The sequence below is a fragment of the Variovorax sp. TBS-050B genome, from assembly GCF_029893635.1.
Lineage (GTDB): Bacteria > Pseudomonadota > Gammaproteobacteria > Burkholderiales > Burkholderiaceae_C > Variovorax.
On record NZ_JARXYR010000002.1, the window covers coordinates 3081256 to 3093256 of the forward strand.

The 12001-nt window shown below is 70.0% G+C and carries 12 protein-coding genes and 1 pseudogene; 5 read left to right on the forward strand and 8 right to left on the reverse strand.

Annotated features, from left to right (window positions below; all coding sequences use genetic code 11):
* Window positions 1-11: 11 nt before the first annotated feature.
* The 3 genes from M2165_RS17260 to M2165_RS17270 all read right to left on the reverse strand — a co-directional run bounded on the left by M2165_RS17260 (window position 12) and on the right by M2165_RS17270 (window position 2455).
* The gene (locus M2165_RS17260) at window positions 12-1073 is read right to left on the reverse strand and encodes a Fe(3+) ABC transporter substrate-binding protein (RefSeq protein ID WP_280815813.1); all 1062 of its coding nucleotides are present in this window, start codon (window positions 1071-1073) and stop codon (window positions 12-14) included.
* Window positions 1074-1197: 124 nt separating this feature from the next.
* Window positions 1198-1893: a nitroreductase gene (locus tag M2165_RS17265; protein WP_280815814.1), complete on the reverse strand. Its 696-nt coding sequence runs from the start codon at window positions 1891-1893 to the stop codon at window positions 1198-1200.
* A gap of 13 nt (window positions 1894-1906) precedes the next feature.
* Window positions 1907-2455, reverse strand: a complete 549-nt coding sequence (locus tag M2165_RS17270; RefSeq protein WP_280815815.1) for a PaaI family thioesterase — start codon at window positions 2453-2455, stop codon at window positions 1907-1909.
* 74 nt (window positions 2456-2529) lie between these two features.
* On the opposite strand from M2165_RS17270, the gene M2165_RS17275 reads away from it, so the two are divergent.
* From M2165_RS17275 to M2165_RS17290, 4 genes are all read left to right on the forward strand, one after another.
* Window positions 2530-2988, forward strand: a complete 459-nt coding sequence (locus M2165_RS17275) for a MarR family winged helix-turn-helix transcriptional regulator (RefSeq protein ID WP_280815816.1) — start codon at window positions 2530-2532, stop codon at window positions 2986-2988.
* A 15-nt stretch (window positions 2989-3003) separates the two neighbouring features.
* Window positions 3004-4323 carry an MFS transporter gene (locus M2165_RS17280; RefSeq protein WP_280815817.1) on the forward strand — a complete coding sequence of 440 codons (1320 nt, stop codon included), beginning with the start codon at window positions 3004-3006 and terminating at the stop codon, window positions 4321-4323.
* Window positions 4324-4349: 26 nt separating this feature from the next.
* Window positions 4350-5771, forward strand: a complete 1422-nt coding sequence (locus tag M2165_RS17285) for an MATE family efflux transporter (protein WP_280815818.1) — start codon at window positions 4350-4352, stop codon at window positions 5769-5771.
* 79 nt (window positions 5772-5850) lie between these two features.
* The gene (locus M2165_RS17290) at window positions 5851-6558 is read left to right on the forward strand and encodes an SDR family oxidoreductase (RefSeq protein ID WP_280815819.1); all 708 of its coding nucleotides are present in this window, start codon (window positions 5851-5853) and stop codon (window positions 6556-6558) included.
* On the opposite strand, the gene M2165_RS17295 is transcribed toward M2165_RS17290, so the two are convergent.
* The 5 genes and pseudogenes from M2165_RS17295 to M2165_RS17315 form a co-directional block, all read right to left on the reverse strand.
* Window positions 6552-6869 (reverse strand): hypothetical protein, encoded by a 318-nt coding sequence (locus tag M2165_RS17295; RefSeq protein ID WP_280815820.1) that lies wholly within the window; start codon window positions 6867-6869, stop codon window positions 6552-6554. The two genes, M2165_RS17290 and M2165_RS17295, sit on opposite strands and share 7 nt — an antisense overlap.
* 112 nt (window positions 6870-6981) lie before the next feature.
* Window positions 6982-7716, reverse strand: coding sequence for an aldolase (locus M2165_RS17300; RefSeq protein ID WP_280815821.1), 735 nt, complete (start codon window positions 7714-7716; stop codon window positions 6982-6984).
* Window positions 7717-7756: 40 nt separating this feature from the next.
* A pseudogene (locus M2165_RS17305) lies at window positions 7757-8399 on the reverse strand (2-dehydro-3-deoxy-6-phosphogalactonate aldolase).
* Window positions 8396-9310, reverse strand: a complete 915-nt coding sequence (locus M2165_RS17310; protein ID WP_280817565.1) for a 2-dehydro-3-deoxygalactonokinase — start codon at window positions 9308-9310, stop codon at window positions 8396-8398. Before M2165_RS17310 ends, M2165_RS17305 begins: the two are co-directional and overlap by 4 nt.
* 2 nt (window positions 9311-9312) lie before the next feature.
* Window positions 9313-11052, reverse strand: a complete 1740-nt coding sequence (locus tag M2165_RS17315; protein ID WP_280815822.1) for an IlvD/Edd family dehydratase — start codon at window positions 11050-11052, stop codon at window positions 9313-9315.
* Between the two features lie 158 nt (window positions 11053-11210).
* Between M2165_RS17315 and M2165_RS17320 the strand changes: the two genes are divergently transcribed.
* Entirely contained in the window at window positions 11211-11960 is a 750-nt protein-coding gene (locus tag M2165_RS17320) for a FadR/GntR family transcriptional regulator (protein WP_280815823.1), read from the forward strand.
* Window positions 11961-12001 lie beyond the last annotated feature (41 nt).

Below are 12001 nucleotides of genomic sequence, written 5' to 3' on the forward strand. Positions count from 1 at the left end.
CCCGCGGGGACTCACTGATCGAAGCCGACCTTGTCGACGAGGGCGCTGGCCTGCTTGCGGTGCTTCGCGATCTCGGTCAGCGGCAGCGGATCGACCTTCAGCTCGCCGATGGTCTGGCCGATGATCGGATCGAGCGCCACGCCCTTGCGCACCGGGTACTCGTAGTTGGCCTGGGCATAGAGCGCCTGCGCCGGTTCGGACACCAGGAACTCGAGCAGCTTGACCGCGTTCTCGCGCTGCGGCGCGTTCTTCGCCACCGCCGCGCCGCTGATGTTGACGTGCGTGCCGCCACTCTTCGCGTTGGCGAAGGTCGGGCGGATCACCTTGATCGCGTCGCCCCACTTGCGCGCGTCGGTGCCTTCCTTGGCGCTCTTCATCTGGCCGACGTAGTACGAGTTGGCCAGGCCCACGTCGCAGATGCCGCCGAGGATGTCGCGCGCCACGTCGCGGTCGCCGCCCGTGGCCTTGCGCGCCAGGTTGGCCTTCACGCCGCGCAGCCACTGCTCGGTCTTGGCCTCGCCGTCGTGCGCGATCATGGCCGCGATCAGCGCGGTGTTGTAGGGATGCTGCCCGGCGCGGATGCAGACCTTGCCCTTCCACTTGGGATTGGCCAGGTCTTCGTAGCGGAAGCTGGTGATCGGCTGGTTCTTGTCGGCATAGAGCACGCGCGCGCGCAGCGAGAGCGCGAACCACTGGCCGTCGGCGCCGCGCAGGTTGGCCGGCACGGCCGATTCGAGCGCGGCCGACTTCACGGGCTGCGTCACGCCGCCGTCCACGAGGTCCATCAGGTTGCCGATGTCGACCGTCATGAGCACGTCGGCCGGCGAGCGCGCGCCCTCCGCCTTGACGCGTTCGAGCAGGCCGTCCTTCACGAACACGGTGTTCACCTTGATCTTGCTCTGGGCGCTGAAGGCCGAGATCAGCGGCTGGATCAGGCCCGGCTCGCGCGTCGTGTAGAGCGTGAGTTCGTCGTTGGCGGCATGGGCGGGCAGCGCGGCCGCGGCCAGCCAGGCGGCGCTGACGCCGATCAGTGCGCGCGCGGCGCGGCCTTGAATGCCGAAGCGGTCGGTCATGAAGGAATCCTCCAGTGCAGGGATGTGTGTTCTGAAAAAGCATCGCCGCCGCGAAGGCGACGATGCGAATCATTATCACTGCCAAAAGCGGCTTTTGATGTCCTTGCACTTACATGGCGGGGGATTAATCGACCCAGCGGCCGGCCTCGGCCGGTGCCGCGCGCGAGGTCCGGAAACCGTTGGCCGGATGCGAGCGGTCCTCGTAGCCGAACGCGATGCCGCAGACCACGTGGCGATCGTCCGGGATCTCGAACCACCGGTGCAGGAAGCGCGCGCGCGAGGCCACGGCCGCCTGGGCGATGCTGGCCACGCCGAGGCTGCGCGCCGCCAGCATGAAGTTGTGCACGTAGGCGCCGCAGTCCAGCACGCCGTAGCTGCCGAGCACCGCCTCGGTGGTGACCAGCGCCAGGTGCGGCGCGCCGAAGAACCTGAAGTTCTGCTGCGCCTGCCGCTGCGAGGCGGCGCGGTCGCCGCGCGCCACGCCGACGGCCTCGTAGAGCTGGAAGCCGCAGGCGCGGCGGCGCTCCTGGTAGACGCCGCGGTATTCCGCGGGCGGCGCGATGTCGAAGCCGTCGCCGGCCGCGGCTTCCGGCGTGTCGAAGGCCTGGCGCAGCCGCTCGGTGGCCGCGGCGCTGGTCACGATCACCTGCCACGGCTGCGAGTTGCACCACGAGGCGGTGCGCTGCGCCGCCTGCAGGATCGCGTCGATCGTCTCGCGCGGCACCGGGTCCGGCAGGTAGCCGCGGCAGCTGTAGCGCTCGGCGAGCAGCGCCTGGAACGCGGATGCGGGCGAGGAGGCAGGACGGGGCATGGAGGACATGGCCGCGCCCCGGTCAGCGCGCCGGCGGAATCTCGAAGACCAGGCAGGTGGTCGTGGCATGCGCGTAGAGCGTGCCGTCGGGCCCGAAGAGCCGCGCCTCGGCGGTGGCGAGCTGCCGGCCGCAATGGATCACCTTGCCTTCGGCGCGCACGCGCGGCACCTTGGGCGTGAGGCCCTTCACGTAGTTCACGCTCAGTTCGGCCGTGGTGTAGGCCCGGCCGGCCGGCATCATGGTGTGGACCGAGCAGCCCAGCGCGGAGTCGAGCAGCGTGGCGACCCAGCCGCCGTGGATGGTGCCGAGCGGGTTCAGGTGCTGCGCGAGCGGCGTGCCCTGGAACACCGCCACGCCGGGGCTCACCGAGAGCAGCATGAAGTCGAGCGTCTTCGCGATGGCGGCGAAGGGGATCTCGCCGTTCAGCATGGCCTGCATCGTCTCGAGCCCGGTCTTGCCCGCGATCTGCTCGGGGCGCGCGAGTCCCGGCCCGGGGCCTTGCGCGATGCGTTCGGCGATCTGCTGTTCCTCGGCGAGCCAGGCGTCGAGCTGGCTGGTGGTGGTCGTCATTCCTGGGTCTCTCCTGTGGTCATTGCGAAGTCAATGAGTTGCATATGCAACGGTTGCATCTACAATCATAAGCCATGGACACTCCGACCCGACCCCGCGGCTGCACCAGCTTCAAGGTGCGACAGCTGCAGCGACGACTCTCGCAGCACTACGACGCCGAGGTCTCGCAGAGCGGCCTCAAGACCACGCAGTTCTCGCTGCTGTCGAACCTGAAGCGGCTGGGTCCGGTGCGCCCGGTCGATTTTGCGGCCGAGCTCAAGATGACCGCCTCCACGCTGAGCCGCAACCTGCAGCCGCTGATCGCCGCGGGCTGGGTGGAGCAGGGCGCGGGCACCGATGCGCGCAGCCGGCTGCTGGTGCTCACGCCCGAGGGCGAGGCCAAGTGGCGCGAGGCGCAGGCGCACTGGAAGACCGCGCAGCAGAAGCTCAACGCGCTGCTCGGCGTGGAGCGCGTGCTGGCGCTGCATCAACTGATCGACGAATCCCTCGAACTGCTGGGCGCCGACGACGCCGCAGCCGACCTCCACGACTGAAAAAAAGAGAATTCCATGTTCGCCAATTCCGTTTCCGCGTGGCTGCAGCGCCGCGGCATCCACTACGGCTGGGTCGTTGCCGCGATCACCTTCCTCACCATGCTGACGATGTCGGCGGCGCTGGGCCTGCCCGGCGCGATGCTGCAGCCGCTCGGCAAGGAGTTCGGCTGGAGCACCGAGCAGATCTCCTCGGCGCTGGCGCTGCGCTTCGCGCTGTTCGGACTCATGGGGCCCTTTGCCGCGGTGCTGATGGAGCGCTGGGGCCTGCGGGCCGTGATCTGTACCGGCCTGGCGCTGGTCGGCCTGGGGATGGCGCTGGTCACGATGGCCTCGCAGCTGTGGCAGCTCTTCCTGCTCTGGAGCCTGATGCTCGGGCTCGGCACCGGCCTGACGGCACTGGTGCTCGGCGCCGTGGTGGCCAACCGCTGGTTCGTGGCGCGGCGCGGACTCGTCGTCGGCATGCTCACGGCCAGCGCGGCGACCGGTCAGCTCGCCTTCCTGCCGCTCGCGGCCTGGATGATCGAGCACTGGGGCTGGCGCTCGGCCATCGTGCCGGTGGTGATCGGCACGGTGCTGATCGCGCTGCTCGCCTTCACGCTGATGCGCGACCGTCCATCGGACGTGGGCCTGCTGCCCTTCGGCGAGAAGCCGCCGGCCCCGGGCACGCCGCCCGCGGCGCCGGCGGCGCCCGCCGTCGCGATGAACTTCGCCACGCCGTTCCGGGTGCTGAAGGAGGTCTCGACCAACCGCACCTTCCTGATCCTCGCCGGCACCTTCTTCATCTGCGGCCTCAGCACCAACGGCCTGGTGCAGACGCACTTCATCTCGCTGTGCGGCGACTTCGGCATGGCCGCGGTGCCCGCCGCCTCGGTGCTCGCGATGATGGGCGCCTTCGACTTCGTGGGCACCATCCTCTCGGGCTGGCTCTCGGACCGCTACGACAACCGCAAGCTGCTCTTCTGGTACTACGGCCTGCGCGGGCTGTCGCTCTTCTGGCTGCCGCATTCGGAATTCACGATCTACGGCCTCGGCCTCTTCGCGATGTTCTACGGGCTCGACTGGATCGCCACCGTGCCGCCCACGGTGAAGCTGGCAGGCGCCGAGTTCGGCCCGGCGAAGGTGGGGATGGTGTTCGGCTGGGTCTTCGCGGCGCATCAGCTCGGTGCCGCCACGGCGGCCTACGGCGCGGGCTTCGTGCGCACGCTGCTGCTCACCTACACGCCGGCTCTGTACGCGGCGGGCGCGGCCTGCCTGGTGGCGGCCGTGGTGGTGCTGGCGATCCGCCGTCCGGCCAAGGCCGCACCGACCATCGCCGCCGCGGCAGCGCGCGCCTAGCCCGAACCACGACACGGACATCCCTCATGACCACGCCCGCTTCGGCCGCCGAACTCGACCCGCGCACGCGCCGCCTGCTCGAGGCCCCCATCGTTCCCACGCTGCTGCGGCTCGCAGCGCCCAATGTGCTGGTGATGGTGGCCCAGGCCTCGGTCGGCCTGATCGAGACCTACTTCGTCGGCAAGCTCGGCACCGAGGCGCTCGCCGGCATGGCGTTGGTGTTTCCGATCGTCATGCTGATGCAGATGACTTCGAGCGGCGCGATGGGCGGCGGCATCGCCTCGTCCATCGCGCGTGCGCTGGGCGCACGGCGCCGCGCCGACGCCGATGCGCTGGTGTGGCATGCGATCGTGATCGCGATCGGCTTCGGCCTGTTCTTCTCGCTGGCGCTGCTCGGCGGCGGACGCTGGCTGTACGGCCTGATGGGCGGCAGGGGCGCCGCGCTCGAGGCGGCGCTGACGTATTCCAACTGGGTGTTCGCTGGCGCGGTGCTGGTGTGGCTCTTCAATTCGCTCTCGGCCATCCTCCGCGGCACCGGCAACATGGCGGTGCCGGCGAACGTGACGGTGGCGGGCGTGGTCTTTCTCGTTCCCGTGTCGCCGCTGCTGATCTTCGGCTGGGGGCCGCTGCCGGGCATGGGCATCGCGGGCGGTGCGGTCGCGCTGCTGCTGTACTACCTGCTCGGTTCGATCGCGCTCATCGTCTACCTGCGCTCGCCGCGCAGCCTGCTGCGGCCGACGCTGGCCGCGCTGCAGCTGCGCTGGCCGCTGTTCCGCGACATCCTGCGCATCGGGCTGGTGGGTGCGGTGTCGACGGTGGCGACCAACCTGTCGATCGGCATCGCGACCGCACTGACCGGCCACTTCGGATCGGGTGCGCTGGCGGGCTATGGCACGGCCTCGCGGCTCGAATACCTGCTGGTGCCGCTGGTGTTCGGCCTGGGCGCGCCGCTGGTGGCGATGGTGGGCACCTGCATGGGCGCGGGCCAGCGCGAGCGCGCGCTGCGCGCCACATGGGCCGGCGCGGCGCTGGCCTTCGCGCTCACCGAGACCATCGGCCTCGCGGCGGCGCTGTTCCCGCGGCCGTGGCTGCTGCTCTTCGGCAACGATCCGGCGATGCTCGAGACCGGCGCGCACTACCTGCGCGTGGTGGGGCCGCTCTACGGCTTCTTCGGCGTCGGGCTGGTGCTGTATTTCGCCTCGCAGGGTGCGGGGCGGCTGCTGTGGCCGGTGCTGGGCAACCTCGCGCGGCTGGCGGTGGCGGGCGTCGGCGGCTGGCTGGCGCTGCGCTGGGGCGCCGGACTCGGCGGCGTGTTCGCGGCGCAGGGCGCGGCGCTCGCGGTGTACGGCCTGGTCATCGCATCGGCCATTGCGGGCGGCGCATGGTTCGGCCGCGTGGGCTGGCCGCGCACGCCGGGCGGCCTCCTGCGGCGGCTCGCGCAGGCCTGACGGCTTTCCTTCCGCCTCTTCCTTCTCTTTTCTCGCGTTCGACCAACCCGGGGACCCTGCGTCCCGCTGAAAGACTCTCATGAAAATCAAGGATTCCGTCGTCTTCATCACCGGCGCCAACCGCGGCCTCGGCCTCGCTTTCGCCAAGGCGGCACTGGCCGCGGGAGCGCGCAAGGTCTATGCGGCGGCGCGCGACCCGAAGAGCGTGACGCTGCCCGGCGTGGTGCCGGTGGCGCTGGACGTGACGCAGCCCGCGCAGGTCGAGGCGGCGGTGCGCGCCTGCGGCGACGTCACGCTGCTGGTCAACAACGCCGGCATCTCGCGCGGCAGCAACCTGCTCGGCGACGGCGCGGTCGAGGCGGCGCGTGCGGAGTTCGAGACCAATTTCTTCGGCGTGTGGGCGCTGTCGAAGGCCTTCGCGCCGGTGCTTGCGGCGAACGGCGGCGGCGCCATCGTCAACGTGCTGTCGGCGCTGAGCTGGACCACCTTCCCGGTGGTGGCCACCTACAGCGCCACCAAGTCCGCGGCCTGGTCGCTGAGCAACGGCCTGCGCAACGAACTCGCCGGACAGGGCACGCACGTCACGAGCGTGCACGTCGGCTACATGGACACCGACATGGCCTCGCACGTGCCGGGCCCCAAGACCTCGCCCGACGAAGTGGCCGCGCTGGCGCTCGCCGGGGTGGAGGCCGGCCAGCCCGAAGTGCTGGCCGATGCGGTCTCGCGGCAGCTCAAGCAGAGCCTGTCGAGCGAGACGCCGGCCTACGCGGCCGTGCCGGCTCAGTAGCGGTAGGGATTGGCCGGGCGGCGGTCGTAGCGGTCCGGCACGCCGTCGCGGTCGTAGTCGCGGCGGCCGTAGTGGCGGTGCTCCCAGTGACGCGGACGGTGATGGTAGTCGCGGTGGTAGCGCGGGCCGTAGTAGTGGTGCGGCGGAGGCGGCGGCGCGTAGTAGTGATGGCGCGGCGGCGGCGGCGGTCCGGGCACCACGTAGACCTGGGCCTGGATGAAGCTGCCGCCGGTCTGGGCCTGCGCGGGGGCGCTGAGTGCGGCCAGCGAAAGCAGGATGGCGGCGCCGGTGGCGAAAGCGAGCTTTTTCATGGCAACTCCGATGGAGTGGTTGGAAGCCCTATCGTCGTACCCGCATGTGAACGCTTTGTAAGGCTGGAGCGAAATCCCATGAAGAGCTGTAAGCCGCCGCGCCGTGCGCTTTTCAGCGCGGCGCGGGCAGCAGCCGCCGCAGCGCCTCGAAGAACAGGTCGGACTGCTCGCGCTCGCCCTGGATCTGCGCCGCGACGTGCGCGGCCATCTTCTCGTCGACCGGCACCAGCGGCCGTCCGGTCGATTGCGCGATGACCTGGTGCAGGCAGGCGCGCTCCAGGTAGTAGAGGTCGTCGTAGGCATGCGCGATCGTCGCGCCGGCCACGACGACGCCATGGTTCGCGAGGAAGGCCACGTCCTTGCCCGTCATCGCGCGCGCAATGCGCTCGCCTTCGGCGTCGTCGAGCGCGAGCCCGTTGTAGACCGCGTCGATCGCGATGCGGTTCATGAAGCGCATCGCGTTCTGGCTCAGCGTGGGATCGAGCGCGCGGTCGGCCGTGAGCGTGAGCGCGGTGGCATAGGGCATGTGGCAGTGCAGCACCACGGCATGGCCCGTCAGGCGGTGCACCGCGCCATGGATGAAGAGGGCGGTCGGCTCCACGCGGTGGCGCCCGGCGAGCACTTCGCCGTGCACGTCGATCAGCACGATGTCGTCGGCGCCGACCTCGCTCCAGTGCAGGCCGCGCGGGTTGATCAGGTAGCGGTCCTGCGCGCCCGGCAGCATCACGCTGAAGTGGTTGCAGACGCCTTCCGACAGCCCGTGGTGGGCGGCCGCGCGCAAGGCGAGCGCAAGGTCTTCGCGCAGGGTGCGCACGGCGGGGCTGGCGTATTCCGAATCTGCGGACATCGAGGTTCCTCGTGAACGTGGAGACAAAAAAAGGAAAGGTTCAGGCGCGCGCCGTGCCGGTGAAGGCGGCGACGAAGCGCTCGGCATCGGCGCGCACCTCGGCGGCCGGCTTGCCCGGCTTGTAGAGCGCGGAGCCGATGCCGAAGCCGGCCGCGCCGGCCGCGCGCCATTCGGCCATGTTGGCGGGCGTGATGCCGCCCACCGGCATCAGCGGCGTGCCCCGGGGCAGCACCGCGAGCAGCGCCTTGACGACCGCGGGCGAGGCGAGCTCGGCCGGGAACAGCTTGAGCCCGCTCGCGCCCGCGGCGAGCGCGCCGAAGGCCTCGGTCGGCGTCATCACGCCGGGCAGGCAGACCATGCCGAGCCGCACCGCTTCGGCGATCACGCCGGCATCGAAGTTGGGCGACACCACCAGCTCGCCGCCGGCGTCGTGCACATGGCGCACCTGCTGCACGTCGAGCACCGTGCCGGCGCCCACCAGCGCATCGGGAAAGCGCGTGCGCATCAGCGCGATGCTGGCGTAGGGCTCGGGCCGAATTGAGCGGCACCTCGAGCAGCCGGAAGCCCGATCCGACGATCGCGTCGCCGACCTCGGCGGCTTCCGGCGGCGTGAGGCCGCGCAGGATCGCGACCAGCGGCAGTGCGCGCATGGCCGCATCGAACTTGTCGCGGGGCGTGGTCATGGGGTGGAACTCCTGTCGGTATCGAGAAAGCCCGACAGCAGGTGCAGTCCGGCCCAGGTGGCTTCGGCGCCGAGCGTGCGCGTGCCGATGCCGGTGGCGTGCAGCGCGAGCGCGTAGCGCTGGGTGAGCGCGGGGGCGCCGATCAGCACCACTTCGCCCGCGGCGTGCAGCGACTGCGTGCGCAGCTCTTCGCCGATCAGGAGGCCCGAGAGGTAGCTCGAGAGCTCCTGCGCGGGCATGCGCTCGAACAGCGCCAGCGTGCGTGCGCCGAAGGCGTTGTGCAGCAGGCCCTGGCCGTTGTCGGCGCGCGCCACGCCCTGCACGAAGGCGGCTTCGTCGAGCGGCGCATCGGCCTCGAGCGTGCGCGCGAGGATCGAGTGCTGGCTCAGCAACGCGTAGAACTCGCCCGTCATGAAGGTGCGGAAGCCCGTCACGCGGCCCTTCCGGACCGTGGCCCACTTGTTGTGGGTGCCGGGCAGCACGAAGATGCCTTCGTCCACGCCCATGCGCGTCATCGCGCCGAGGATCTGCACCTCTTCGCCGCGCATCACGTCGGGCACGCCGTCGTGCTCGTCGCTGAGCCCCGGCACGATCGAGATGCGCGCGCCGGGCACCGCATCGATGTCGATGATGCGGCGGCCGATCTCCACCCGGCCCGCCGGGCAGGCGCAATAGGGCGCCTCGACCCAGCCCTGCCGGCTGCCGGCCATGCCCGAGATCAGGCAGCGCGTGCCCGCGGGCTGCATCCAGTCGGCGAACAGCGCCTCGAACACGGCGGGAAAGCCGCCCGCCGGCACCTTGAGGATGCCGCGCGCGTCGCTGCGCTCCTCGAGCACCGTGCCGCCCGCATCGAGCAGCGCGCCGCGCAGCGAGCTCGTGCCCCAGTCGATCGCGACCAGCCGGTTCGTCATGGTCAATGGTTGTCGCGTGGCACGAAGCTGCCGCGCCGCCCGCGCAGGAAGGCCAGGTCGGCGCCCTGGTCGGCCTGCAGCACGGTGTCGACATAGAGCTTCCAGTAGCCCGAGTCGAGCGGCGCCTTCGGCGCGACCCATTTCGCGCGGCGCGCGGCGAGTTCCTCGTCGCTCACGTGCAGGTGCAGGCGGCGGTTGGGCACGTCGAGCTCGACGATGTCGCCGTCCTGCACCAGCGCGAGCGGACCGCCCGCCGCGGCCTCGGGCGCGGTGTGCAGCACCACGGTGCCGTAGGCGGTGCCGCTCATGCGCGCGTCGCTGATGCGGACCATGTCGGTGATGCCCTTCCGGAGCACCTTCGGCGGCAGCGGCATGTTGCCGGCCTCGGCCATGCCGGGGTAGCCCTTGGGGCCGCAGTTCTTGAGCACCATGATGCAGTGCTCGTCGATGTCGAGGTTCTCGTCGTCGATGCGCTTGTGCAGGTCGTCGGCGTTCTCGAACACCACCGCGCGGCCCTTGTGCACCAGCAGCTCGGGCGTGGCGGCGCTGGGCTTGATGATGGCGCCGTTGGGCGCGAGGTTGCCGCGCAGCACGCAGATGCCGGCCTTGTCCTTGAAGGGCTCGGCCAGCGTGCGGATGACCTGCGGGTTGTAGTTCTCGGCGTCCTTCACGTTCTCCCACAGCGTCTTTCCGCTCGCGGTGATCACGTCCTTGTGCAGGTGCTCGGCGATCTCCTTCATCACCACGGGCAGGCCGCCGGCGTAGCAGAAGTCCTCCATCAGGAACTGGCCCGAGGGCTGCAGGTTCACCAGGCAGGGCAGCTCGGAGGCGAGGCGGTCGAAGTCGTCGAGCGTGAGGTCGACGCCGATGCGGCCCGCGATCGCGAGCAGGTGGATCACGAGGTTGGTGGAGCCGCCGATGGCCGCGTTGACCTTGATCGCGTTCTCGATCGCCTGGCGCGTGAGGATCTTCGACATGTTCATGTCCTCGTGCACCATGTCGACGATGCGCCGGCCCGCCATGCGCGCGAGCACGTTGCGGCGACCGTCCACGGCCGGGTAGGCGGCGTTGCCCGGCAGGCCGATGCCGATCGACTCGACCATGCTCGCCATCGTGCTCGCGGTGCCCATGGTCATGCAGTGGCCGTGGCTGCGGTGCATGCAGCTCTCGGCCTCGAAGAAGTCCTGCAGCTTGAGCGTGCCGGCGCGCACCTGCTCGCTCATCTGCCACACGCCGGTGCCCGAGCCGAGCTCCTGGCCGCGCCACTTGCCCGAGAGCATCGGGCCGCCCGAGACGCCGATGGTCGGCAGGTCGACGCTGGCCGCGCCCATCATCAGTGCGGGCGTGGTCTTGTCGCAGCCCATCAGCAGCACCACACCGTCGAGCGGATTGCCGCGGATGCTTTCCTCCACGTCCATGCTCGCGAGGTTGCGATACAGCATGGCGGTCGGGCGCAGCAGCGTTTCGCCGAGCGACATCACCGGGAATTCGAGCGGAAAGCCGCCGGCTTCGTAGACGCCGATCTTCACCTGTTCGGCGAGCGTGCGGAAATGCGAGTTGCAGGGCGTGAGTTCGCTGAAGGTGTTGCAGATGCCGATCACCGGGCGCCCCTCGAACTGGTCGTGCGGCACGCCCTTGCCCTTGACCCAGCTGCGGTAGATGAAGCCGTCGCGGTCGGTGCGGCCGAACCATTGCTGGCTGCGCAGGTCTTCGGGGTTCTTCTTTTTCGGCGGGGTGCTCATCGTTGTCTCCGTGGCTGGAAGTGTGCCCGGCAGGTCAGGGTTTTTCCTGCCGGAAAGAATTGGCAATCATCATATGATAAGCGCGACCAAGCCGTCTTCCATTCAGGGTTTCCGAGTGGCCGGCGCAGGGAAGAATCAGAAGAAACATCCACACAGGCATGATCAAGAACGTCCACGGCAACACGGTCGACCGCATCGGCAGCGACATCGTCGCGGGCCGCTATGCGCCCGGCGCGTCGATTCCGCCGGAGCCGCTGCTGTGCGAGGAACTGGGCGTGAGCCGCACCGTGGTGCGCGAGTCGATCAAGTCGCTGATCGCCAAGGGACTGGTCACCAGCGGGCCGAAGGTGGGCACGCGCGTGCAGCCGCCGGACCAGTGGAACTGGTTCGACGCCGACGTGATCGTGTGGCAGACGCAGGCGGGCCTCTCGGCCGAGTTCCTGCGCGACCTGCAGGACCTGCGCCGCGTGGTCGAGCCGGCGGCCGTGGGGCTGGCCGCCACGCGTGCCACGGCCGAAGACATCGCCGAGATGGAAGACGCCTACGCAGGCATGAAGCGCGCGATCGAGTTCGGCGGCGACTACATCACGCCCGACCTGCGCTTCCACCAGGGGCTGATCCGCTCCAGCCACAACCGCATGCTGGTGCAGATGAGCCGGGCCCTGGGCGCGCTGCTGCGCACCAGCTTCGAGATCTCGACCAGCCGCAAGAACGGGCCCGCGACGTCACTGCCGCTGCATCGCGCCGTGCTCGACGCCGTGATCGCGCGCGATTCGACCGGTGCCGAGAAGGCGGTGCTGGTGCTGATCGACGGCGCGCGCGACGACATCGAGCAGGTGCTGGCCTCGCGCAGGAAGCTGCCGCGCATCAGCCTGCCGGCCACGCGGCTCAAGGCGCTTCCGCTCTGAGCGCGGCCGCCTCGAATCCATAACAACACTTAGGAGATGGT

What these genes read in the sequence shown, in the direction of transcription:
- M2165_RS17290 (WP_280815819.1), top strand. Translation starts at nt 5,851, where the DNA reads ATGAAAATCAAGGATTCCGTCGTCTTCATCACCGGCGCCAACCGCGGC.
- M2165_RS17260 (WP_280815813.1), bottom strand. Translation starts at nt 1,073, where the DNA reads ATGACCGACCGCTTCGGCATTCAAGGCCGCGCCGCGCGCGCACTGATC.
- M2165_RS17265 (WP_280815814.1), bottom strand. Translation starts at nt 1,893, where the DNA reads ATGTCCTCCATGCCCCGTCCTGCCTCCTCGCCCGCATCCGCGTTCCAG.
- M2165_RS17300 (WP_280815821.1), bottom strand. Translation starts at nt 7,716, where the DNA reads ATGTCCGCAGATTCGGAATACGCCAGCCCCGCCGTGCGCACCCTGCGC.
- M2165_RS17270 (WP_280815815.1), bottom strand. Translation starts at nt 2,455, where the DNA reads ATGACGACCACCACCAGCCAGCTCGACGCCTGGCTCGCCGAGGAACAG.
- M2165_RS17310 (WP_280817565.1), bottom strand. Translation starts at nt 9,310, where the DNA reads ATGACGAACCGGCTGGTCGCGATCGACTGGGGCACGAGCTCGCTGCGC.
- M2165_RS17275 (WP_280815816.1), top strand. Translation starts at nt 2,530, where the DNA reads ATGGACACTCCGACCCGACCCCGCGGCTGCACCAGCTTCAAGGTGCGA.
- M2165_RS17295 (WP_280815820.1), bottom strand. Translation starts at nt 6,869, where the DNA reads ATGAAAAAGCTCGCTTTCGCCACCGGCGCCGCCATCCTGCTTTCGCTG.
- M2165_RS17280 (WP_280815817.1), top strand. Translation starts at nt 3,004, where the DNA reads ATGTTCGCCAATTCCGTTTCCGCGTGGCTGCAGCGCCGCGGCATCCAC.
- M2165_RS17315 (WP_280815822.1), bottom strand. Translation starts at nt 11,052, where the DNA reads ATGAGCACCCCGCCGAAAAAGAAGAACCCCGAAGACCTGCGCAGCCAG.
- M2165_RS17285 (WP_280815818.1), top strand. Translation starts at nt 4,350, where the DNA reads ATGACCACGCCCGCTTCGGCCGCCGAACTCGACCCGCGCACGCGCCGC.
- M2165_RS17320 (WP_280815823.1), top strand. Translation starts at nt 11,211, where the DNA reads ATGATCAAGAACGTCCACGGCAACACGGTCGACCGCATCGGCAGCGAC.